General features: G+C 69.7%; 17 protein-coding genes. 6 read left to right on the top strand and 11 right to left on the bottom strand.

Features of this window, described 5'->3' with window-relative positions; genetic code table 11:
• Nucleotides 1–2,520, bottom strand: coding sequence for a heavy metal translocating P-type ATPase (locus INR38_RS00900; RefSeq protein WP_207441561.1), 2,520 nt, complete (start codon nucleotides 2,518–2,520; stop codon nucleotides 1–3).
• A gap of 148 nt (nucleotides 2,521–2,668) precedes the next feature.
• Between INR38_RS00900 and INR38_RS00895 the strand changes: the two genes are divergently transcribed.
• On the top strand, nucleotides 2,669–4,579 hold the full coding sequence (locus INR38_RS00895; protein ID WP_207441560.1) for a 5'-nucleotidase C-terminal domain-containing protein: 1,911 nt from the start codon (nucleotides 2,669–2,671) through the stop codon (nucleotides 4,577–4,579).
• Between the two features lie 737 nt (nucleotides 4,580–5,316).
• On the opposite strand, the gene INR38_RS00890 is transcribed toward INR38_RS00895, so the two are convergent.
• Genes INR38_RS00890 through INR38_RS00865 form a run of 6 tightly spaced genes read right to left on the bottom strand, consistent with a single transcriptional unit; the run spans nucleotide 5,317 to nucleotide 11,881 of the window.
• Nucleotides 5,317–7,044 (bottom strand): biotin carboxylase N-terminal domain-containing protein, encoded by a 1,728-nt coding sequence (locus INR38_RS00890; RefSeq protein WP_207441559.1) that lies wholly within the window; start codon nucleotides 7,042–7,044, stop codon nucleotides 5,317–5,319.
• A 49-nt stretch (nucleotides 7,045–7,093) separates the two neighbouring features.
• Nucleotides 7,094–8,689, bottom strand: a complete 1,596-nt coding sequence (locus tag INR38_RS00885) for an urea amidolyase family protein (RefSeq protein ID WP_043825616.1) — start codon at nucleotides 8,687–8,689, stop codon at nucleotides 7,094–7,096.
• A gap of 9 nt (nucleotides 8,690–8,698) precedes the next feature.
• On the bottom strand, nucleotides 8,699–9,457 hold the full coding sequence (locus tag INR38_RS00880; protein WP_012207525.1) for a 5-oxoprolinase subunit PxpA: 759 nt from the start codon (nucleotides 9,455–9,457) through the stop codon (nucleotides 8,699–8,701).
• Nucleotides 9,458–9,491: 34 nt separating this feature from the next.
• On the bottom strand, nucleotides 9,492–10,160 hold the full coding sequence (gene pcp / locus INR38_RS00875; RefSeq protein WP_207441558.1) for a pyroglutamyl-peptidase I: 669 nt from the start codon (nucleotides 10,158–10,160) through the stop codon (nucleotides 9,492–9,494).
• A 16-nt stretch (nucleotides 10,161–10,176) separates the two neighbouring features.
• Complete coding sequence (locus tag INR38_RS00870) at nucleotides 10,177–11,130, bottom strand: DUF979 domain-containing protein (protein ID WP_099752793.1); 954 nt, start codon at nucleotides 11,128–11,130, stop codon at nucleotides 10,177–10,179.
• 1 nt (nucleotide 11,131) lies between these two features.
• A complete protein-coding gene (locus INR38_RS00865; RefSeq protein WP_012207528.1) occupies nucleotides 11,132–11,881 on the bottom strand; it encodes a DUF969 domain-containing protein in 750 nt (249 codons plus the stop codon).
• 403 nt (nucleotides 11,882–12,284) lie between these two features.
• Here INR38_RS00865 and INR38_RS00860 point away from each other — a divergent pair, with 403 nt between their 5' ends.
• From INR38_RS00860 to INR38_RS00845, 4 genes are all read left to right on the top strand, one after another.
• Entirely contained in the window at nucleotides 12,285–13,451 is a 1,167-nt protein-coding gene (locus tag INR38_RS00860) for an ABC transporter substrate-binding protein (RefSeq protein WP_043825611.1), read from the top strand.
• Nucleotides 13,452–13,533: 82 nt separating this feature from the next.
• The gene (locus tag INR38_RS00855; RefSeq protein WP_207441557.1) at nucleotides 13,534–14,559 is read left to right on the top strand and encodes a tripartite tricarboxylate transporter substrate binding protein; all 1,026 of its coding nucleotides are present in this window, start codon (nucleotides 13,534–13,536) and stop codon (nucleotides 14,557–14,559) included.
• On the top strand, nucleotides 14,560–15,615 hold the full coding sequence (locus INR38_RS00850; RefSeq protein ID WP_123690239.1) for a GntG family PLP-dependent aldolase: 1,056 nt from the start codon (nucleotides 14,560–14,562) through the stop codon (nucleotides 15,613–15,615). It abuts the gene before it with no gap.
• Nucleotides 15,616–15,686: 71 nt separating this feature from the next.
• Nucleotides 15,687–16,361, top strand: a complete 675-nt coding sequence (locus INR38_RS00845; RefSeq protein ID WP_012207532.1) for a GntR family transcriptional regulator — start codon at nucleotides 15,687–15,689, stop codon at nucleotides 16,359–16,361.
• 166 nt (nucleotides 16,362–16,527) lie between these two features.
• On the opposite strand, the gene INR38_RS00840 is transcribed toward INR38_RS00845, so the two are convergent.
• The 3 genes from INR38_RS00840 to INR38_RS00830 all read right to left on the bottom strand — a co-directional run bounded on the left by INR38_RS00840 (nucleotide 16,528) and on the right by INR38_RS00830 (nucleotide 19,106).
• Nucleotides 16,528–16,971 carry a DoxX family protein gene (locus INR38_RS00840; RefSeq protein ID WP_227468487.1) on the bottom strand — a complete coding sequence of 148 codons (444 nt, stop codon included), beginning with the start codon at nucleotides 16,969–16,971 and terminating at the stop codon, nucleotides 16,528–16,530.
• Nucleotides 16,958–17,320 carry a DUF4148 domain-containing protein gene (locus INR38_RS00835; RefSeq protein ID WP_043791808.1) on the bottom strand — a complete coding sequence of 121 codons (363 nt, stop codon included), beginning with the start codon at nucleotides 17,318–17,320 and terminating at the stop codon, nucleotides 16,958–16,960. Before INR38_RS00835 ends, INR38_RS00840 begins: the two co-directional genes overlap by 14 nt.
• A gap of 124 nt (nucleotides 17,321–17,444) precedes the next feature.
• The gene (locus INR38_RS00830; protein ID WP_207441556.1) at nucleotides 17,445–19,106 is read right to left on the bottom strand and encodes an adenylate/guanylate cyclase domain-containing protein; all 1,662 of its coding nucleotides are present in this window, start codon (nucleotides 19,104–19,106) and stop codon (nucleotides 17,445–17,447) included.
• 126 nt (nucleotides 19,107–19,232) lie between these two features.
• On the opposite strand from INR38_RS00830, the gene INR38_RS00825 reads away from it, so the two are divergent.
• Nucleotides 19,233–19,940, top strand: a complete 708-nt coding sequence (locus INR38_RS00825) for a Crp/Fnr family transcriptional regulator (RefSeq protein ID WP_207441555.1) — start codon at nucleotides 19,233–19,235, stop codon at nucleotides 19,938–19,940.
• On the opposite strand, the gene INR38_RS00820 is transcribed toward INR38_RS00825, so the two are convergent.
• Nucleotides 19,937–21,562: an ABC-F family ATP-binding cassette domain-containing protein gene (locus INR38_RS00820; RefSeq protein WP_207441553.1), complete on the bottom strand. Its 1,626-nt coding sequence runs from the start codon at nucleotides 21,560–21,562 to the stop codon at nucleotides 19,937–19,939. The two genes, INR38_RS00825 and INR38_RS00820, sit on opposite strands and share 4 nt — an antisense overlap.
• Between the last annotated feature and the right edge of the window lie 93 nt (nucleotides 21,563–21,655).

Raw genomic sequence — 21,655 nt, 5'->3', positions numbered from 1 at the left:
TCAACGCCCTGCCGCCAGCGGCGGATTGAAACGCCGCAGGCGCAGCGCGTTGCTGAGCACGAAGACGCTGGACAGCGCCATGGCCCCGGCCGCGAACACGGGCGACAGCAGCGTGCCGTTGACGGGGTACAGCAGGCCCGCGGCCACGGGGATCAGTGCCACGTTGTAGGCAAAGGCCCAGAACAGGTTCTGGCGGATATTGGCCATGGTGGCCTTGGACAGCGCGATCGCATTGGGCACGCCGCCCAGGTCGCCTGACATCAGCACCACGTCGGCCGCCTCGATGGCGATGTCCGTGCCCGTGCCGATGGCCAGGCCCACATCGGCCTCGGCCAGGGCCGGCGCGTCGTTGATGCCGTCGCCCACATAGGCCAGCGTGCCGTGCTCGGCCTTCAGGCGCTTGACGGCATCGACCTTGCCGCCGGGCAGCACCTCGGCCACCACCTCGTCGATGCCCAGCTGCCGCGCAATGGCCTCGGCCGTGCGGCGGTTGTCGCCGGTGATCATGGCCACCTTCAGGCCCAGGGCGTGCAGGGCGGCAATGGCGGCCGGCGTGCTGTCCTTGATGGGATCGGCCACGGCGATCATGGCGGCCAAGCGTCCGTCCACCGCGGCATACAGCGGCGTCTTGCCTTCGTCGCCCAGGCGCGCGGCCTCGTCTGCCAGCGTGTCCACCTGCAGGCCCAGCTCGCGCATGAAGCGGTCGGCACCGATCTCCACGCGCACGCCGTCCACCTGGGCGCGCACGCCAAAGCCTGTCACCGATTCAAAGCGATCCACGGCACCCAGCGGCAGATCCTCGGCCTTGGCAGCATCCACGATGGCGCGTGCAATCGGGTGCTCTGAGCGGTCCTCCACGGCCGCCACCAGCGCCAGCACGCGGCTGCGCTCGCCCTCGAAGCCGGGGGCCAGCACCAGGTCGGTCAGCTCGGGGCGGCCTCGCGTCAGCGTGCCGGTCTTGTCCACGGCCACCACGCGGGCGTCTTTCAAGGTCTGCAGCGCCTCGCCCTTGCGCAGCAGCACGCCCATCTGCGCGGCCCGGCCCGTGCCCACCATGATGGAGGTGGGCGTGGCCAGGCCCATGGCACAGGGGCAGGCGATGATGAGCACGGCCACGGCATTGACCAGCGCAAAGCTCAGTGCGGGCGACGGCCCCCAGGCCAGCCAGGCGCCGAAGGTCAGCAGGGCCACGGCCATCACGGCCGGCACGAACCACATGGTGACCTGGTCCACCAGCGCCTGTATGGGCAGCTTGGAGCCCTGGGCCTGCTCGACCATGCGGATGATCTGCGCCAGCAGCGTGTCCGCGCCCACCTTGGTGGCGCGAAAGGCCAGCGCGCCGTTCTGGTTCACCGTGCCGCCGACCAGTTCGGCACCCGGGGTTTTCTCGACGGGCACGGGCTCGCCGCTGATCATGGATTCGTCGACGAAGCTGTTGCCCTCGATGACCTCGCCATCGACGGGAATGCGCTCTCCGGGCCGCACCTCGATGGTGTCGCCCGCACGCACGGTGGCGATGTCCACCTCCTGCACGGCGCCATCCTTGCGCACGCGCGCCGTCTTGGCCTGCAGTCGCACCAGGCGGCGGATGGCTTCGGAGGTATTGCCCTTGGCGCGCGCCTCCATGAAGCGGCCCAGCAGGATCAGCGCCACGATCACGGCCGCCGCCTCGTAATACACATTCACCGTGCCGGCCGGCAGCCACTGCGGCACGAAGGTGGCCACCAGCGAATAGGCAAAGGCCGCCGAGGTGCCCACGGCCACCAGCGAATTCATGTCGGGCGCGCCGCGCAGCAGCGCGGGAATGCCCTTCTGGAAAAAGCGCAGGCCCGGCCCGAACAGCACGATGGCCGACAGCAGGCACTGCAGATACCAGCTGTTCTGGGTGCCGATGGCCTGCCCCACCCAGTGGTGGAAGGCCGGCACCATGTGGCCGCCCATCTCCAGCACGAACACCGGCAAAGCAAACACCGTGGCCACGACCAGCGAGCGCTTGAGCGAGGCCCTCTCGCGCGCCTGGCGCTGCTCCGTGCCGTCTTCGGCCGGCGACTGCGCAGCGCCGCCTTCACTGGCCGGGTTCGCGCTGGCGCCCAGCGGACGCGCTTCGTAGCCTGCCTTCTGTACCGCAGCCACCAGGGCCGCCATGTCCACGCTGCCAGCCAGCGTCACCACTGCACGTTCGGTGGCCAGGTTCACGCTGGCCGATTGCACGCCCTCCACCTTTTTCAGCGCCCGCTCCACGCGGCCCACGCAGGAGGCGCAGGTCATGCCCTCCACCTCCAGTTCCACGCTGGACTGGGGCACCTCGTAGCCGGCCTTCTCGATGGCGGAAATGGCGGCCGGCAGATCGGCCGCACCCTCGAAGCGGATGCTGGCCTTTTCGGTGGCCAGGTTGACCACGGCCTCCTGCACGCCCGGCAGCTTCTTGAGCGCGCGTTCCACACGCCCCACGCAGGAGGCGCAGGTCATGCCCTGAACGGGCAGGTCTATGGCCATGCCGGCCTTGGTCGATGCATTCATTGCCTGACTCCTTTGTTCTCGCATGCAGGCACTTTAGAGATTGCCACCATGTCAAGGTCAAGCCCCCTGCAAGGCGATTTCATCGCCGTGTCATCAGCCTTGCCCAGCATCGGCGGCCGTGACAAACCGATACAGAGAGAACCCGTTCATGTCCTTGACCTCCCATCGCCCCGCCCTGCGCCCGCTGGCCGTGGCCCTGGCTGCCTCCGCCCTGATCGCCGGTTGCGGCGGCTCCGGCAACGACACGCCCGCAGGCCAGCCGCTGGAGCTGCGCATTCTGCACATCAACGATCACCACTCCACGCTGGAGTCCAAGAGCAAGACCCTGCAGCTGGACGCCGGCACGGGCAAGGCCGAAGCCGTGGCCGTGGACGCCGCAGGCTTTGCGCGCGTGACCCAGGCCATCGAGGAGCTGTCCGCGCAGTCGCCCAACGTGCTCAAGCTGCACGCCGGCGACGCGCTCACCGGCACGCTGTACTTCAACCGTGCAGGCGCCGACGGCGAGGCCGATGCCGCCCTCATGAACACCGTCTGCTTTGACGCCTTCACGCTGGGCAACCACGAGTTCGACAAGGGCGACAGCGGCCTCAAGTCCTTCCTGGACCGCCTGCGCACAGGCAGCTGCAAGACGCCCGTGCTCAGCGCCAACGTGCGCTTTGGCGCCAACTCGGCCCTGAACGCGGCCAAGGCGCCCGGCTATGTGAACCCCTCCACCGTGGTGGAGCGCGGCGGCCAGAAGATCGGCATCGTCGGCCTGACCATTGCGGGCAAGACCAAGGCATCGTCCAGCCCCGATGCCGACACCACCTTCGAGGACGAGGTCACGGCGGCCCAGCGCGAAATCGACGCGCTGCGCGCCAAGGGCATCAACAAGATCATCGTCATGAGCCATGTGGGCTATGAGTACGACCGCCAGATCGTGCCCAAGCTCAGCGGCGTGGACGTGGTCGTGGGCGGCGACTCGCACACCCTGCTCGGCCCCGACGTGCTCAACACCACCGGCGTGGGCACGCCCGGCGGCGCCTACCCCACGCGCCTGGCCGACAAGGACGGCAGCCCCGTCTGCGTGGTCCAGGCCTGGGAGTACGCCCAGGTCGTCGGTGACCTCAAGGTCCAGTTCGACGCCGACGGCCGCGTCACCCAGTGCACTGGCACGCCCCATGTGCTGATCGGCGACAGCTTCACCATCGCCGGCAAGGCCGCCACCGATGCGCAAAAGACCGCTCTCAAGGCCAGCGCCGCCGCCACCGGCGTGCTGCGCGTGACCACGCCCTCGGCCAAGGCCACCGCCGCGCTGCAGCCGTTCAAGGACAAGGTCGCCCAGTTCAACCTCAAGCAGGTCGCCACCGTGCCCCAGGAACTGTGCTCGCGCCGCGTGCCCGGCGGCGTCGGCACCATGAACTACAGCCAGTCCAGCGCCGCCTGCAATGCCGAAGGCAGCGTCAGCGTGCGCGGCGGCGACATCCAGCAGCTCGTGGCCCAGGCCTACCTGGAAGAAGCCAACCGCCACTACGGCGGCGCCGACATCACCCTGCAAAGCGGCGGCGGCGTGCGCATCCCGCTGCTGGGCCAGACCACGGCCGCCCAGGTCATCCAGGTCCTGCCCTTCGGCAACAAGCTGTTCCGCCTGGACATCACCGGCACGGAAGTCAAGGGCATGCTCGAGGACGGCCTGCAGGCCGTCTACGGCCCCAGCGGCACGACCGGCCCCTACCCCTACACGGGCGGCCTGCGCTTTGACGTGAATGCGGCAGCGGCGGCCGGCCAGCGTGTGTCGGGCATCGAGGTGTATGACAACGCGAGCAAGACGTGGAAGCCGCTGGATACGGCGCGCACGTACAAGCTGTTCGTGCTGAGCTTCAATGCCACGGGTGGCGACGGCTACAAGACGCTGGCAGCCGTGCCTGATGCGCGCCGTCTGGACATTGGCGTGCTCGATTCCGATGTGTTCTTCAACTACATCGAGAGGCAGCCGGTGGATGCGGTGTCTGGTCTGCCGCTGCTGTCGCGGCTGCCGATGGATCTGTACAGCACGCGTAGTTTTCAGGGTGGGCGCTGAGTCTTCCTGATGGGTTCAGGGATCTGTTCTGATCCCTGCCGGGGGGTTGTTTTTCGAGGCCGGGTCTCGGCCCGGCGGCCGACCTACCTTCTTTTGCTTCGCCAAAAGAAGGTAGGCCAAGAAAAGGCGACCCGGATGTCCGCGACCCCTTCGCTTCGCTGCGGGGCAACCTGCGTCGTGGCGGTTGCGGGGTTCGCTGCGGAACTCGCTTTGCGCTTCGCGCGCCGCTCAGACAACCGCAGCGAGTCAGATCACGAAGCAGTCCTGTCCTTCGGCAGGACTGCAACCCCGCAACCACCACGCCGCAGGCGCTGACATACGGGGAGTTGGTACGGGCCTTCGCTTCGCTCGGCCCCGGTTTGAAGCCGAGCGGAGCGATGGCGCCGGCTGTTGGCTGTTGGCTGTTGGCTGTTGGCTACCCCAGCCTCCCCCCTTCTGCCCACGCCTGCGTTGGGCGGGAGGCGGGGTGGCAAGCCTGTCGAAGGACAGGCTTGCTTCGTTGTCTAGCTCGCCGTGATGTTTGAGTGAAGCGCGCAGCGCGCAACGAGTTTCACGGCGCACCCCGCATCAAGCCCAACGCAGGTCGCCCGCAGCGAAGCGAAGGGTCGTGGGCAGTTCGGGGCGCGCTTCTTTGCCTACTTTCTTATCGCGCGATAAGAAAGTAGGTCGGCCGCCGGGCCGAAACCCGGCTCCTGCCGCCAGAGGCACAACAAAATCAAAAACAGGTCAACCAGAAATCACCCAATCCGAGCAATCACAGCCCCCAGCACCTGCGCCTTCCCCGCCTCAGCCACCAACGCAACCACCCCGCTGCGATGCGCAGTCACCTGCATCTCCATCTTCATGGCCTCCATGACGGCAATCACATCGCCTTCCTGGACGGTGTCGCCATCCGCCACCTTCCACGCATGCAGATTCCCTGCAATGGGTGAGGTGACGGCAGCGGGGTCCACTGCAGATTCGGCAGCGGGCGAAGCAGCCACACCGCCGCCAGCCGATGCCAGCCCCTGCAGCAGCACCGCAGGCAGGCCCAGCGACACCCGGCGCCCGTCGATCTCGACCGCGCAGCGCACCAGGCTGGCGTCGGGCAGCGGCTCGGCACGCACGGCGGCGGCCAGGGGCTCGGCGAAGTCCGATTCGATCCAGCGCGTGTGGACCTTGAAGCCGTCGTTGCCCACGAAGTCGGCATGGCCGATGACGGCGCGGTGGAAGGGCAGGACGGAGGACAGGCCTTCGATGCGGAACTCGGCCAGCGCGCGGCGTGCGCGGGCCAGGGCCTGTTCGCGCGTGGCGCCGCTGACGATGAGCTTGGCCATCAGCGAGTCGAAGCTGCCGGGCACGACCGAGCCGGTCTGCACGCCCGTGTCCAGGCGCACGCCGGGGCCCGAGGGTGGGTCGAACCGCACCACGGGGCCGGGCGTGGGCAGGAAGCCGCGGCCCACGTCTTCGGCGTTGATGCGGAATTCGATGGAGTGGCCCAGCGGCGCCGGGGTTTCGGTGATGGACAGGGGCAGGCCGTCGGCCACGCGCAGCTGCTCGATCACCAGGTCCACGCCCGTGGTCTGCTCGGTCACGGGGTGCTCGACCTGCAGGCGCGTGTTGACTTCGAGGAAGGAGATGGCGCCCGTCTGGCTCAGCAGGAATTCCACCGTGCCCGCGCTGACGTAGCCGGCCGCCGCGCAGATGTCGCGCGCGGAGCTGTGGATGCGGGCGCGCTGCTCGTCGCTGAGGAAGGGCGCCGGGGCTTCTTCCACCAGCTTCTGGTTGCGCCGCTGCAGCGAGCAGTCGCGCGTGCCCAGCACGACCACGTTGCCATGGGTGTCGGCCAGCACCTGGGCCTCGATGTGGCGGGGGCGGTCCAGGAATTGCTCGACAAAGCATTCGCCGCGGCCGAAGGCGGTGACGGCCTCGCGCACGGCGGAGTGAAAGAGCTCCTCCACCTCGTCCATGCGCCACGCGATCTTCATGCCGCGCCCGCCGCCGCCGAAGGCGGCCTTGATGATGATGGGCAGGCCGTGCTGCTGGGCAAAGGCCAGCACTTCGCCGGCATCCTTGACGGGGTCGGGCGTGCCGGCCACCAGGGGAGCGCCCACCTGCAGGGCGATCTTGCGCGCCTCGACCTTGTCGCCCAGCTTGGCGATGGTCTCGGGCGTGGGGCCGATCCAGCGCAGGCCCGCATCCAGCACGGCGCGCGCAAAGGCTTCGCTTTCGGACAGGAAGCCGTAGCCGGGGTGCACGGCGTCGGCGCCGCTCTTGTGCGCGATGGCGATGAGCTTGGCGATGTTCAGGTAGGTGTCGGCCGGGCGCTCGCCGTCCAGGCCATAGGCCTCGTCGGCCATGCGCACGTGCAGGGCGTCGATGTCGGCATCGGCGTAGACGGCCACGGATTTCACGCCGTAGTCGGCGCAGGCGCGGGCGATGCGGACAGCAATCTCGCCACGGTTGGCAATCAGGACTTTTTTCATGATCAGCTTCTTTCAGTTGCGGGCAGGCGCCACCGGGCGCTCCCCGCGTTCAGTTCTTGGAGCCTTGCGCGCCGGGGGTGTATTCCTCGAAGGCGCGGATGGGGTTGAAGCGGATCCAGGCGCCCACGGGAATCTGGCCGGCCAGATCCAGGTGGTGCGGCGCCACGCAGCCGATGACGGGATAGCCGCCCGTCAGCGGATGGTCGGCCAGGAACAGCACGGGCTGGCCGCTGGGGGGCACCTGGATGGCGCCCAGCGGCGTGCCTTCGCTGGGCAGTTCGCCGGCCACGGCGCGCGCCAGGGGCTGCTCGCCCGCCACGCGCAGGCCCACGCGGTTCGATTGCGGCGTGACCTGCCAGCGCTGCGCGGCCAGCAGGGCCACGGCCTCGGGCGTGAACCAGTCGGTGCGCGGGCCCAGCTCCACGTCCAGCACCACGTCCTGCCCGGTGGTGGGAAGGGACTCGGGCGGCAGCTCGGGTGCGGCCACGGCCTTGCGGTCCGCAGGCCGCACGGGCAGGACCTGGCCCACGGCCAGGGCGGCTGGGCCGACATTCGCCAGGGTGTCGGTGCAGGCGCTGCCCAGCACGGGCGTGACGGCGAAGCCGCCGCGCACCGCCACATAGCAGCGCGCGCCGGCCACGGGCTGGCCCACGGTCAGCTGGTCGCCATCGGCCAGGGCCACGGCCTGGTAGCGCGGCACGCTCCAGCGCTGGCCGGACCCGGTGGTCACGGTCAGGGGCGCATCGGCGCCCGTGATGGCGACCACGGTCTCGCCCTGGCTTTGCAGCGACAGGCCACCGCCCACGGTCTCCAGCACGGCCAGGTCGCTGGCATTGCCGACCAGGCGGTTGGCAGCCTTGAAGGCTGCCTGGTCCATGGCGCCCGAGGCCGAGACGCCCTGCCCGGCCTGGCCCAGGCGGCCCCGGTCCTGGAACAGCGTCATCAGGCCCGTGGCCTTGACGCGCAGCGCGTTGCCTTCATGCGGCGCGGCCTGCGCCACGGCGGGCGCGGGCGCCTCATCCACCTGGGCCATGCCGGCCGCATCGACAAAGCGCACGCGGTAGCCGGGCTGCAGCAGCGCAGGCAGCTCGCGCGCCAGGTCCCACATGCGGGCCGAGGTGCGGCCTATCAGTTGCCAGCCGCCCGGGCTGGCCTGGGGATAGACGGCGCTGAACGTGCCGCCCAGCGCCACGGAGCCGGCCGGCACGCGCGTGCGCGGCGTGGTGCGGCGCGGCACGTTGAAGATCGGATCGCCCCCGCTGAGGTAGGCAAAGCCGGGCGCAAAGCCCGTGAAGGCCACGGCGTACTCGCTGCCCGTGTGGCGGCGCACGACTTCCTCGGGCGTGATGCCCAGCAGCTGCGCCACGTCAGCCAGGTCCTCGCCGTCGTAGTGCACGGGAATCTCGACCAGCACATTGCTGCGCTCGGCACGCTGGCCCAGGTCGCGCGCGGCAATGCGGCGCACCAGCTCGGCCACGCCCAGCCTGGCGGGAGCGAACTGCACGAGCACGGTGCGCGCGGCCGGCACCAGCTCCTGCACGCCATCGATGGGCTCGCGCTGCAGCGAGCCCAGCAGGGCCAGGGTTTCATCGAGATCGGCCAGCTCCACCATCAGGGCCTGCCGGTTGACGGGTAGAAAACGCATGGTGTGCCCTCAGCCCACGAAGGAGGAAATGCGCACGCCCTCCTGCTCGAAACGTTCGCGCAGGTGGCGTGCAATGGCCACGGCACCGGGGCTGTCGCCGTGCACGCAGATGGAGTCGGCGGCAATGCGCACCAGGCTGCCATCGACGGCCTCGACCACGCCGTCGCGCACCAGGGACAGCATGCGCGCGGCGATCTGGTCCACATCGTGCAGCACGGCGCCCGGATCGCGGCGCGAGACCAGGGTGCCCTCGGGCGTGTAGCCGCGGTCGGCAAAGGCCTCGGCCACCACGGTCAGGCCCGCATCGCGCGCCCAGTCGATCAGGGGCGAGCCGGCCAGCGCCACCAGCACCAGGCTGGGGTCGATGGCGCGCATGGCGGTGATCACGTCGGTGGCCTGGCGCCTGTCGTGGGCGATGGTGTTGTAGAGCGCGCCGTGCGGCTTGACGTAGCGCACCTCGGTGCCGGCCACGCGGGCCAGGCCCTGCAGCGCACCGATCTGGTAGATGACGCCGGCCACCAGGTCGGCGCTGGCCACATCCATGTTGCGCCGGCCGAAGCCGACGAGGTCGGGATAGGACACATGGGCGCCCACCATGGCGCCGCGCTCGCGGGCGGCCTTGAGCGTCTCCAGGATGCCTGCCGGGTCGCCGGCATGGAATCCGCAGGCCACGTTGGCGCTGCTGACGATGTCGAGCATGGCGGCGTCGTCGCCCATGCGCCATCCGCCCAGGCTCTCGCCAAGATCACTGTTCAGGTCAATTTTCATCGTTCTCTCCTCGCCGGACTCGGTGCACAGGCTCTCAGTGCAGCTGGCCGGCGTTTTCCTTCAGATCCTGGGTCACGGTCAGGGCCGTGCGAATGGTCTCGCGCACGGCAGCCACCTGGTCGGCCAGGCACATGCTGGGCATGCCCGGCTTGCGCGCTGCCTGCTCGGGCAGGGCCGGCACGTGGATGAAGCCGCCACGCGCGCCCGGCGCCGCCTTGCCCTGAGCCAGCCAGTGCATGAGCGCGAAAAACACGTGGTTGCAGACAAAGGTGCCCGCCGTGTTGGACACGGAAGACGGAATGCCGCGCGCGCGCAGGTTGTGCACCACGGCCTTGATGGGCAGCGTGGAAAAGTACGCGGCGGGCGCGCCCGGGATCACCACCTGGTCCACGGGCTGGCGCGCCGCATGGTCGGGAATGCGGGCGTCGTCGATATTGATGGCCACGCGCTCGGGCGTGAACTCGCTGCGGCCGCCGGCCAGGCCCAGGCTGATGACCAGCACCGGCTGCAGCTGCGCCAGCGCCTCCTGCAGCTGGCGCAGCGATTCGCCGAACACGCAGCGCAGTTGCAGGCCGTGGACGGTGGCGCCGGCCACGATCTCGCCATGCAGGGCACGCGCCACTTCCCACGAGGGATTGACAGGGTCCTGCTCGAACGGCTCGAAGCCGGTCACCAGGATGCGCGGGGAAGTGGAATCGGTCATGGCAACAGTCCGTCCTTTAACGGAACATCAGGAAGTACAGCAGGAAGACATTGGCGGTCAGCAGGGCCAGGGCCGTGGGCACCTGGGCTCGGATCACGGCATTCTTGTCGATCTCCAGCAGCGCGGCGGGCACCAGGTTGAAGTTGGCCGCCATGGGCGTCAGCAGGGTGCCGCAGTAGCCCGAGAGCATGCCGATGGCCGCCATCACGGCCGGGTCGCCATGGTAGACGCCGACCAGGATGGGCACGCCCACGCCGCCCGTCATCACGGGGAAGGCCGCGAAGCCGTTGCCCATGACCACGGTGAACAGCGCCATGCCCAGCACGTAGACGGCCACGGCCACGAAGCGGATGTCCATGTTGATATAGGTGGTGGTCACATAGGCCACGGCCTTGCCCACGCCGGCGTCCGAGAACACCAGGCCCAGCATGCCCAGCATCTGGGGCAGGACCAGAGCCCAGCCCAGCGCATCGGTCAGGCGGCGCGATTCGCGCATGCCCTGGGCCGGCGTCTCGCGGGTCAGCCAGCAGGCCAGGCCCAGCGCCAGCACGCAGCCCACGCCCAGGCTCACCAGCGTGGTGGCCTTGGGGTCCAGCAGGGGCGTGCCGCCGAAGACCAGGTGCGAGGCGCTCAGCGTGCCCACCATGGTGATCAGCGGAATCGCCAGGGCCGGTGCGAACAGCTTGTTGCCCAGGCGCTTGGCGCTGGCCAGGTACTCGGCATCGCTGCGCGGCGCATGGCGGCCGCTGCCCACGCCGCCGAAGCCGGCGATCAGGGCCATGGCCACGGCGATCACGCCCACGATCACGGGCGGCAGTTCATTGCCCACCAGGAAGACGGCTGCATACAGCGCCCAGAACAGGCCGCTGGACCAGCGCTTGGGGTTGCTGGCATCGCGCAGCGTCATCACGGCCGTGACGGCCAGGACGAAGCCGACCAGGTAGTACAGGTGTTGGATGGTCAGCGTCATTTCAGGCTCCCTTGGCTTGGGTGGCGTTGGCGTTGGCTGCGTCGGCTTCGACACCGGCCTTGTACTGGGCCAGTTCGCGCTCCAGCATGCGGTCCAGGCGGCGCAGGCGCCAGGCATGGATCACGAAGGCGCAGATGGCCGTGGGAATGCCCCACAGCGCGACGTGGATGGGCTCGACCTCGATGCCGGCTTCCTTCAGGAAGGTGGTCATCAGCACGATGGCGCCGAAGGCCACGAAGATGTCCTCGCCGAAGAACAGGCCCACGTTGTCCGTGGCGGCCGAGTAGGCGCGCAGCTTGTCGCGCACCTTGGCGGGCAGGATGCCGAAGCGCGACTGGGTCGCACCTTCGGCCATGGGCGCCAGCAGCGGGCGCACCATCTGCGGATGCCCGCCCAGGCTGGTCAGGCCCACGGCGGCCGTCAGCTGGCGTGCGGCCAGGTAGACGATGAGCAGGCGGCCTGCAGTGGCCGACTTGATGGAGCTGATCCAGTTTTGCGCGTGCTGGCGCAGGCCATGGCGCTCCAGCAGGCCGATCACGGCCAGCGGCAGCAGGATGATCAGCGGCAGGTTGCGCGTCTTGATGAAGCCCGTGCCAATGGTGGCCAGCACCTTGTCGACGGGGAAGCCCGCCGCCAGTGCCGTGCCGATGGCCGTGACGATCACGACCAGCATGGGATTGAAGCGCAGCACGAAGCCCGCAACGATGATGGCCACTCCGATAAGCGGCCAGAGATTGACGTCAGTCAGCATGTTGATTCCCCCTTCACACCCCGCGGTGCGGTGCGGCCGTCAAGCCGCCCCGCAGGCCCAACCCGGTGGCGTGGAGTGCGCTGCCAACCTGGTTTTGTTCAACAAAACAAAGAATTTGTCTTACAGAAACGAATTGTGAATAAGACAATCAGCGCATGCTGATAGTACAAACCCGCATATCGTTGCCCAAGGATTGAGCACGCACGGGGTTTTCAAATGACAAAAACTATCGGATATTGAACATCCATAGAAGGCATGAACACAACAATGCCCCTGCCCCGGTATCGCCTGTGACGAGGCCGCCTCCTACAATGGGCCGCCCTCCCGGCCTGCGGCGCACGCGTGGCAGTCGGCGTGAATGGCACCTTCCTGCTCCCATCCCTTTTGTCCGAGCTCTGAATCCATGCAACGCCGTCAACTTGTTTCCCTGCTTCCCCGTGCTGCAGCCATCGCAGCGGTTCCCGCGCTGGCGCCGGCCTTCGTGCGCAATGCCTTCGCCGACGAGGCAGGCCTGTCCGCCAAGACCATCACCATCGGCTGCTCGGCCGCCATGAGCGGCCCGCTGGCCGGGTTCGGCTCCGACATCAAGCTGGGCACGGAAGCGGCCATGGCGCAGATCAACGCACGTGGCGGCATCCAGGGCCGCACGCTGCAGCTGCAGATGGTTGACGACGGCTACGTGCCCCAGCGCTCGGCCGACAACGTGCGGCAGATGCTCTCCAAGGGCACGGCCTTTGCCCTGCTGTCCTGCGTGGGCACGCCCAACAACGCCGCCGTCATCCCGCTGATCGAGGAAGCCGGCGTTCCCTATGTGGCGCCGTTCACGGGCGCCTCGTCGCTGCGCAAGGGATCGCGCAACGTCTTCCATGTGCGCGCCAGCTACACCACCGAGGTCCGCCGCCTGGTCCAGCGCCTTGCGGGCATGGGGCTCAAGGGCATTGGCATCGTCTACCTGGACAACGCCTACGGCCGCGAAATGCTGGAGGACGCCACGCGCGCCCTGGAGGCCGAGAAGATGGCCCCCGCCGTGCAGGCGGCCATCGCCACCGATGGCAAGAATCTGGCCGATGTGTTGAACAAAGTGGACGCGGCCCACCCCTCGGCCGTGCTGCTGGCCACGGCTGGCACGGTGTCGGTCGATCTGGTGCGCGGCCTGCGCAAGAGCGCGCCCGGCGTGCTGCTCACCGGCCTGAGCGTGACCCTGCCCAACGACAGCCTCAAGCCGCTGGGCGAGGACGCCCGGGGCATTGCCCTGACCATGGTCGTTCCCGCGCCCCACCAGGCCAAGCTGCAGGTGGTGCGCGACTACCAGGCCGCCATGCGCGCCCACGGGCAGCAGGAGTTCTCGCTGGGCACGCTGGAAGCCTATGTGAACACACGCGTGCTGGCCGAGGGCCTGGAACGCGCAGGCCGCGACCCCAGCCAGGCCAAGCTGCGCTCGGCGCTGGCCGGCATCCGCAACTGGGACATGGGCGGCTTCGTCATCGACTACAGCGGCCAGACGCCCCATGTCGGCTCCAGCTTCATCGACCTGGGCGTGCTGGGCAATGCGGGGCGCTTCATCGGTTGATGAAGGCGGGTGGCTTGCGGGCCAGGCCGCTGGCGGATCGGCCCATCGTTTCTTCCTGTCGCTGCACCAAGGAGCCTTCGCCATGCCTGCCGAACGTCACCCACTTCCGCGCCCTGCCTTGCACCCCTCTTTTCATCCCGCTTCGCACCGGGGCCTGCAGCGCCGCCTGCTCATCCTGGCAGCGGCTGCCCTGCCCGGTCTTGCGCTGGCGCAGAAATGGCCTGCGCAGCCCGTGCGCATCGTCGTGCCCTACACGGCCGGAGGCGGCTCGGACAACATCGCCCGCGCGCTGGGCACGGAGCTGTCGCGCGAACTGGGCCAGCCCGTGGTCGTGGACAACAAGCCAGGCGCCTCGGCCATGCTGGGCGCCGAGCTGGTGGCACGCGCCGCGCCCGACGGCTACACGCTGCTCCTGGCCGACATGCCGCACACCATCACGCCCAGTCTCTACAAGACACCGTACGACGCGCTCAAGGACTTCACGCCCGTGGCCCTGATCGGCTCCTCGCCGCTGGTGCTGGCCGTCAACCCCACGCTCAAGGCGCAGAGCGTGAAGGAATACATTGCGATGGCCCGGGCACGGCCCGGCCAGATCAACTTCGCCTCGGGCGGCACGGGCACGGCCACGCATCTGGCAGGCGAGCTGTTCAAGCAGCAGACGGACACCTTCATCACCCACATTCCCTACAAGGGCTCGGGCCAGGCCGTCGCCGACGTGGTGGCCGGCCATACCGAGAGCATGTTCTCCTCGGCCCCCACCGTGATCCCCCATATCAAAAGCGGCGCGCTGCGCGCCCTGGCCACCACCGGTGCCCAGCGCTCGCCGGCCCTGCCCCAGGTGCCCACGATGGCCGAAAGCCGCGTGCGCGGACTCACCGTGCTGCACTGGTTCGGCCTGCTGGCGCCTGCCCGGTTGCCCCCCGGCATACAGACCGCGCTGCACGATGCCGTGGCCCGCGCCATGGCCACGCCCGCGCTCCAGGCCAAGCTGCAGTCCCTGGGGCTGGAACTGACGCCCCGCACTGCGGCGGAGTTCGGGGCCCAGATGGAGACCGACGCCGCACGCTGGGCCCGCGTCATCAAGGAACGCAACATCAAGGCGGACTGAATGCCCTCCCTGCACCATCACCACGACGCCGTTGACCTGCGCAGCGACACCGTCACGCGCCCCACGCCGCAGATGCTCGAAGCCATGGCCTGCGCCCCGCTGGGCGACGACGGCCTGGACGGCGACCCGACGGTGCGTGCGCTGGAAGAGACAGCCGCCCAGCGCTTTGGCAAGGCCGCAGGCCTGTTCGTGGCCAGCGGCACCATGGGCAACCTCGTGGCCGTGCTCGCCCATGGCCGCATGCCCGGCGAGGTGCTGGCCGAGGCCGGCAGCCATCTGCTGAACGCCGAGCGCGCAGCCGCAGGCCTGACCGGCATGCACTACCGCAGCCTGCCCGGCGACGGCGGCCTGATCGCCCTGCCCGCGCTGGAGGCGGCGCTGGACACCTCGGCATCCGCGCGCTGCCCCAGCGCCCTCGTGGCCGTGGAGAACACCCACAACGCACGGGGCGGCAGCGTGGCGGCGCCCGAGTCGCTGGCGGCCCTGCATGCCCTGGCCGCCCGCCATGGCGTGCCCGTGCATACCGATGGCGCGCGCCTGTTCAATGCCGCCGTGGCACTGGGCCTGTCCTGCCGCGAGATCGCCGCGCACACGGACTCGGTCACCGTCTGCCTGTCCAAGGGCTTGTCGGCTCCGGTGGGCTCGGTGCTCATGGGCCCGGCCGACTTCATCACGCGGGCGCGCGGCATACGGCGCATGCTGGGCGGCACCATGCGCCAGGCCGGCGTGATCGCGGCGGCGGGCCTGGTGGCGCTGGAGCACATGGTCGATCGCCTGGCCGAGGACCACGCACGCGCCCGCCGCCTGCACCAGGGCCTGCGCGCCATCCACCCGGCATGGTGCGCGGCCGAACTGCCGCAGACCAACATCGTGCAGGTGCGCGTAGGCACCAGCGCGGCCGATGCGCGCCTTTGGGAGGCACGCCTGGCCGAAGCCGGCGTACTGGTGCGCACGGGCAGCGCGGGCCTGCTGCGCCTGGTCACGCACCGCCACATTGACGACAAGGCCGTGGACAGCACCCTGCAGACCTTCACCCGGCTGCATCACGACAACTGAGCACCGCGCGAGGCCGGCAGGAGTGCCGGCCCTGGCTACACTGCCCATCGACCCTTGCATCCCCCATCACCATGACCCGCAGCACCGATATCCTCAACCTGACCGACCGCGTGACCGAGCAGCTGCGCAGCAAGCTCATCGATGGTGCCTGGGAGCCCGGGCAGAAGCTGTCGGAGGCCTCACTCAGCGAAAGCCTGCAGATCTCGCGCAACACGCTGCGCGAGGCCTTTCGGCTGCTGACCAAGGAGGGGCTGCTGGTGCACGAGCCCAACAAGGGCGTGTCGGTGGCGGCGCCCAGCATCGCCTCCATCATCGACATCTACCGCGTGCGCCGCATGGTGGAGTGCCAGGCGCTGGCCCAGGCCTATCCCATGCACCCGGCTCGCAGCCTGATGCGCGAAGCCGTGGAGGCAGCGCAGCGCCACCGCGAGGCCCAGGACTGGTCGGGCGTGGGCACGGCCAACATGAGTTTCCACAAGGCCGTGGTGCAGCTGGCCGACAGCGAGCGCCTGGACACCATGTTCGAGCACCTGCTGGCCGAGCTGCGGCTGGCCTTCGGCCTGCTGCGCGACCCGCACTTCCTGCATGCCCCCTATGTGGACATGAATGCGCGCATCCTGCAGCAGTTCGAGGACGGCAAGCCGGCCGAGGCCGCTGCCGCGCTCAATGACTACCTGGTGCATTCGGAGCGGCTGATCCTGGCCGCCTACGCCCGACGCCTGGCTGAAAAGGGCATCAAAGTGTGAAAACAATAGACACCCCCTGAGGCGCTTACGCGCCTTCCCCCTCTCTACTCGCTTCGCGAGGGAGGGGGACGACACCCTCGGGGCGGGGCGGCCCTACCTCGGTGTCCCCGGCTTTGGGCAGCGCCGGTTTCATTGGCAGTGTTCAGTGCACAACACTGGCTCGCATTCAACGCCGCGCGTCCAGGCTCCAGCGCGCCACGGGCGCCAGCATCAGTTGCACGAATCCGCCGGCGATGGCCAGGTTCTTCAGGAACTGCACCAGTTGGCCCTTGTCGCCGAACTGGTTGTGGAACATCAGCGCCGACATGACGCTGAACACGGCCATCACGGCCGCGGCCTCGCGGGTGCGCCAGCCCAGCAGCAGGGCCGTGGCCACGCCCAGCTCCACCACCAGCGCCATGGCATACGACAGCATGGGCAGCGGCAGGCCCGCCTTGGCGATATAGGCCATGGTGCCCTCCGGCCCCATCAGCTTGCCGATGCCGCTGTAGATGAACAGCAGGCTCAGCAGCACCCGGGCCAGCAGCGGTGCGAAGTCGGCCCAGGGCGATGCTGCGGCGTGGGCAGCGCGATGCGTGGCGGCGCGCGTCATCGCATCAGCCCGGGACACGGCCGGAACCCTGGCCTTCGGCCGCCTTCACCGAGCCGCCCAGGCGCTGCACTTCGGCCAGGTACTCGGGGCCGCTGCGCATGCGCTGGTACTGGGCCAGGCGCTGCTGGTAGTCGGCATCCCAGTGGTTCACGTCGGACTCGCGGTAGACGTTGAGGCCGGCGCGGTTCCACAGGGCCAGGTCGGCCTGCACTTCGGCGCGCGACAGCGCGGGGCCGGAGGCGACGGGCTCGGCGCCGAACCAGGTTTCTGCAGATACCGTGGCGGCCGAGGCCATGCCCGACCACAAGGCGGAGGAAAGGGCGGCAGAAAGGGCGGTGATGGCGAAGAGGGTCTTTGCGTGCTTCATGGCGAATCCTTTGTCAAATCCTGCAGCGCGTGATTGCGTTCTGCATGGCTGCAGTCTCGTCTTCGCCCGCCTGCGCGTCAGTGCCTAAACGCACAGCTTTGCGCAAACTCTCCGGCTCCCACGCTCAGGGCCACTGCAGGCCGGGCCGCGCCACATGCAGGGCCTGCAAGGGCTCGGAGCGCCCGCGCACCTGCACCTGCCGGACTTCGCCCAGGCCATCGGCCACGCCCGCGCGGCGCGCCACCTCCAGCGACAGCACCAGCCGCGCCTGGGCGCTCTTGGTGTATTCCTGCAGGCGGCTGGCCGTGTTGACCACCTCGCCCACGGCCGTGAAGGTGGTGGTGTGCTCGAAGCCCACGCGCCCCACGGCGGCGCGCCCCGCATGCAGGCCCATGCCGAAATCCACCGGCTGGCCGAACTGCGCCTCGAAGGTGTGGCTCCATTCCTGCATGCGCCGGTCGATGAGGGCGCTGGCCTGCACGGCCTGGCGGCAGGCCGTGTCCAGGTCAGTATCCAGGCCGAAGATGGCCATCACGCTGTCGCCGATGAACTGGTTGGCCATGCCGCCGCTGTCGTGCACGGCCTGGCCCACGCGCTCGAAATACTGGTCCAGCACCCAGGACAGGTCCACGGGCCATTGCCGCTCGGCCAGGCCCGACCAGCGGCGCAGGTCCACGAACAGGATGGCCACCGCGCGCACTTCGCGGACCTCACGCTGCCCGTCGCCCCGCCCGGCCTGGGCGGCTGCCGGCGAGCGGAACAGCGGCGCCACCTGCACATCGCCCGTGGGCCGCAGCTGGCAGGCCAGCCGCACGTCCTGCGGCGCGCCCACGCGCTCCAGCGTGAGGCGCTCGTCCCGCCCCGGCGCAGGCAGGTGGGCCGCCGGGCCGGACACGCGCACCCGGCAGGTGGAGCAACGCGCCCTGCCGCCGCACAGCGACAAATGGGCAATGCCATGCTCGCGGCTGGCTTCGAGCACGCTCATGCCCTGGGCCACCTGCACGGTGCGGCCCGGATAGTGCAGCAGCACCTGGCGGGCGCCGCGCAGGCGCATGCGCCGCCACAGCCAGGGGCCGGCCAGCAGCGCGGCCAGGCAGGCCAGCCAGCCCTGGCGCAGCCCGGTCGTCAGCGCGCGCAGCCACTGCGATGCCTCGGGCGAGGGGCCGGCCGGCGCTGGCAGGCCGGCAGCCGCGATCTCGCGCGCCATGGAGACGATGCCCAGCGCCGCCAGCACGGGCAGCAGCACGGCGGCCGTGAGCAGCAGCGGCTGCCAGCGCCGCCACCAGCCGCGCGCACGCAGGGCCATGTGCAGGCCCATGCAGCCATGGGTCCAGGCAGCCGTCATCAGCAGCAGCTGGATGGCCATGCTGGACGGATTCCAGGAAGAACGCACGATGCGCGCATACGAGGGGTCCACGCCCCAGGCCTCCTGCGCCAGCCGCGTGGCCGGCACGTGCAGGGCCAGCAGCAGCGGCAGACCCAGTCCCAGCAGCAGCCGCACGGCCTCCAGCGCCGGCATGCGCAGGCTGCGCCGCCGCGCCAGCGCCTGCAGCGCCAGCCCCATGTGCACGGCCAGCGCGCCGTAGAGCAGCAGGCTGCCGGGCAGGGATCGCCACACGCCGTGGACCCCCTCGCGCACGGCCTCGGCCGTGCCCAGCGAGACCAGGCCCAGGGCGTGATTGGACAGGTGCAGCGCCGCATAGGTCCACAGCACCAGGCCGGTGGACCAGTGGAGGCTGCGCAGGGACGGCAGAGCCGGCAAAGCCGGATGAGGGACACGGGCCATGGAAAGCGATGATGCGCCCGACGGCGGAAGAAGACAGGAGAAGACCGCAAGAACGGCAGCTTGAAGGAACTTAGGCCGGGCCTGGCCGATCCAGAATCTTTGTACCTTACGCCCGCTATTGGTTCCATGGCCCACCCCACCCAGCCCTCCAGTTTCGCCCTGCGCGGCATCGCCCTGTTCGAGGGCCTGGGCAGCGCCAGCCTGGACCGCATCGCCGCCGACTGCGAATGGCGCCCTCTGCAGGCCCGCCAGCCCGTGTTCAGCCGTTGCTCCACGGGCAGCGACGTGTTCTTCCTGGTCAGCGGGCGCGTGCGCATCACCACCTATTCGCCGGGCGGGCGCGAGGTCAGCTTCCGCGACTACGGGCCCGGCGAACACTTCGGCGACCTGGCGGCCATTGACGGCCAGGCCCGCTCCACCGATGTGGTCACCCTGGAATCCTCGCTGCTGGCCAGCCTCTCGCGCCAGGACTTCCTGGCCCTGCTGGCGCGCGAGCCTGCCATCGCCCTGCGCATGATGGAGGGCCTGGCCGGCCTGGTGCGGCGGCTGACCGACCGCGTCATGGAGCTGAGCACCCTGGGCGTGCTCACGCGCCTGCACATGGAGCTGCTGCGCCTGGCGCGGGAGGCGGGCGTCTCGTCCGAGCACACGGCCCTCATCAGCCCCGTGCCTTCGCACTCGGTGCTGGCCAGCAAGATCAGCACCAACCGCGAGCAGGTCACGCGCGAGCTGGGCGCCCTCACCCGGCGCGGCCTGCTGCGCAAGGAGGGGCGACAGGCGCTGCTGGTGACCGATGTGCGCGCACTGCAGGCGCTGATAGCGCAGGAAAGCTAGGCGGACTCCATTCGCCAGCCCTGCGGCGACCACACCAGGCGGTCGGTCAGCCCGATGGCCTGCAGAAAATCCTCGTCATGCGAGACCACGACCAGCGTGCCGGCGTAGCCGCGCAGCATGGCCTCCAGCGCCTGCAGGGAAGGCAGGTCCAGGTGGTTGCAGGGCTCGTCCAGCACAAGCAGTGGCGCGGGCGGCTCGGCATGCAGCGCGCAGGCCAGGGCGGCCTTGAGCTGCTCGCCGCCGCTGAGCCGGCCCGCAGGCTGCTCCACCTGCCGGGCCGCCAGCCCGAGCCAGGCCAGCCGCGTGCGCAACACATCCACGGGGGTGCCGGGGCAGGCGTCCTGCAACTGCTCCATCACCGTGCGCCCGGGCTGCAACAGGGACAGGCGCTGGTCCAGGTAGGCACAGGCCTGCATGCGGCGCACGTCGCCCGCCTGGGGCGCAAGGCGGCCCGACAGCACATCCAGCAGGCGCGTCTTGCCGCAGCCGTTGGGACCGGTCACGGCCAGACGCTGGCCGCCGTACAGAGACAGGTTCAGGCGCGGCCCCGTGGAAAGCGAAAACGGCAGCAGCACATCGTCCAGCAGCGCCACCACGTCGCAGGGAGCACCGGCCGGTGGCTGCGTCTGCATGCGGATGGCCGCCTGATGGTCGATCTGGCGCGCCGCCTCGCGCACGCGCTGGTCCAGCGCCTCGCGCGTGTCTGCATGCTGGCGGCGCAGGCGGCCGGCCGACGCCTCGCTGCGCTCCTTTTGCCGGTCCAGCAGAATGCGCGCCTGGTTGGCCTCCTGGCCCTGGCGGCGGCCGCGTGCCTCGCGGCGCTGCTGGCGCTCCTGCTGCTCGCGCAGCTGCTGCGTTTCGCGGCGGCGCTCCAGCTTGCGCTGCTCCAGCAGTTGCACCGCCGAGGCCATCTCGCGCGCCTTGGCATCGGCATAGAAGGCGTAGCCGCCGCCGTAGCTGCGAAGCCCCTGCGGCGACAGCTCCACGATGCGTTCCATGCCCTGCAGCAGACTGCGGTCATGGCTGACCACGACCAGGCCACCGGGCCAGCGCTGCAGTTGCGCGGCCAGGGCCTGGCGGCTTTCGCGGTCCAGGTGGTTGCTGGGCTCGTCCAGCACCAGATGGTCGGCGCCCGACAGCAGCGCGCCCGCCAGGGCCACGCGCATGGCCTCGCCGCCGCTGAGGGCGTGGCCCGGCGTATCGGCACGCAGATGGCCCAGGCCCGCCAGCTCCAGCTGGGCCTGCAGGCGCTGGCGCAGATCCCAGCGGTCGGCCAGCCGCTCGAAGTCCCGGGCATCGCAGCTGCCGGCCTCGATGCGCGCCAGCGCCTCCAGCGCGGGCTGCAGCCCGGCCAGCGCCGCCACCGAAGGCTGGTCATGCCAGTCCGTGCGCTGGGCCAGGTACAGCACCTGCCCCGAGCGCAGGCAGCGGCCCTGCGAGGGCGCATCCAGCCCGGCCAGGATGCGCGCCAGCCGCGACTTGCCCACGCCGTTGCGCCCCACCAGGCCGGTGCGGCGGTGATCAAGGGTTTCGGAAAGATCGGAGAAAAGGGGGCTGCCATCGGGCAGCACGCAGGAAACGCCGTCGAGCGTGATCGTGGTATTCGTCATATCGCGGTTCATGGATGCCAACGCAGTTCCTTGCCGCTTTGCATGCATTGCGCGTGCGGTGGGCAGGGTCGGGAAAAGCGGGCCGCTGGGACAGCGGCAGCATCA

The sequence above is a fragment of the Delftia sp. SD018 genome (genome assembly GCF_017355445.1).
GTDB classification, from domain to species: domain Bacteria; phylum Pseudomonadota; class Gammaproteobacteria; order Burkholderiales; family Burkholderiaceae_C; genus Comamonas; species Comamonas acidovorans.
Note: the sequence above shows the minus strand (reverse complement) of the source record. Positions and strands in the feature narration are given on the sequence as shown.

Bases quoted from the DNA above. Each gene is read 5' to 3' on its own strand.
- INR38_RS00835 (WP_043791808.1), bottom strand. From the start codon at position 17,320: ATGAAGCACGCAAAGACCCTCTTCGCCATCACCGCCCTTTCTGCCGCC.
- INR38_RS00890 (WP_207441559.1), bottom strand. From the start codon at position 7,044: ATGAAAAAAGTCCTGATTGCCAACCGTGGCGAGATTGCTGTCCGCATC.
- INR38_RS00895 (WP_207441560.1), top strand. From the start codon at position 2,669: ATGTCCTTGACCTCCCATCGCCCCGCCCTGCGCCCGCTGGCCGTGGCC.
- INR38_RS00885 (WP_043825616.1), bottom strand. From the start codon at position 8,689: ATGCGTTTTCTACCCGTCAACCGGCAGGCCCTGATGGTGGAGCTGGCC.
- INR38_RS00855 (WP_207441557.1), top strand. From the start codon at position 13,534: ATGCCTGCCGAACGTCACCCACTTCCGCGCCCTGCCTTGCACCCCTCT.
- INR38_RS00880 (WP_012207525.1), bottom strand. From the start codon at position 9,457: ATGAAAATTGACCTGAACAGTGATCTTGGCGAGAGCCTGGGCGGATGG.
- INR38_RS00850 (WP_123690239.1), top strand. From the start codon at position 14,560: ATGCCCTCCCTGCACCATCACCACGACGCCGTTGACCTGCGCAGCGAC.
- INR38_RS00825 (WP_207441555.1), top strand. From the start codon at position 19,233: ATGGCCCACCCCACCCAGCCCTCCAGTTTCGCCCTGCGCGGCATCGCC.
- INR38_RS00830 (WP_207441556.1), bottom strand. From the start codon at position 19,106: ATGGCCCGTGTCCCTCATCCGGCTTTGCCGGCTCTGCCGTCCCTGCGC.
- INR38_RS00865 (WP_012207528.1), bottom strand. From the start codon at position 11,881: ATGCTGACTGACGTCAATCTCTGGCCGCTTATCGGAGTGGCCATCATC.
- INR38_RS00820 (WP_207441553.1), bottom strand. From the start codon at position 21,562: ATGAACCGCGATATGACGAATACCACGATCACGCTCGACGGCGTTTCC.
- INR38_RS00900 (WP_207441561.1), bottom strand. From the start codon at position 2,520: ATGAATGCATCGACCAAGGCCGGCATGGCCATAGACCTGCCCGTTCAG.
- pcp (WP_207441558.1), bottom strand. From the start codon at position 10,160: ATGACCGATTCCACTTCCCCGCGCATCCTGGTGACCGGCTTCGAGCCG.
- INR38_RS00845 (WP_012207532.1), top strand. From the start codon at position 15,687: ATGACCCGCAGCACCGATATCCTCAACCTGACCGACCGCGTGACCGAG.
- INR38_RS00860 (WP_043825611.1), top strand. From the start codon at position 12,285: ATGCAACGCCGTCAACTTGTTTCCCTGCTTCCCCGTGCTGCAGCCATC.
- INR38_RS00870 (WP_099752793.1), bottom strand. From the start codon at position 11,130: ATGACGCTGACCATCCAACACCTGTACTACCTGGTCGGCTTCGTCCTG.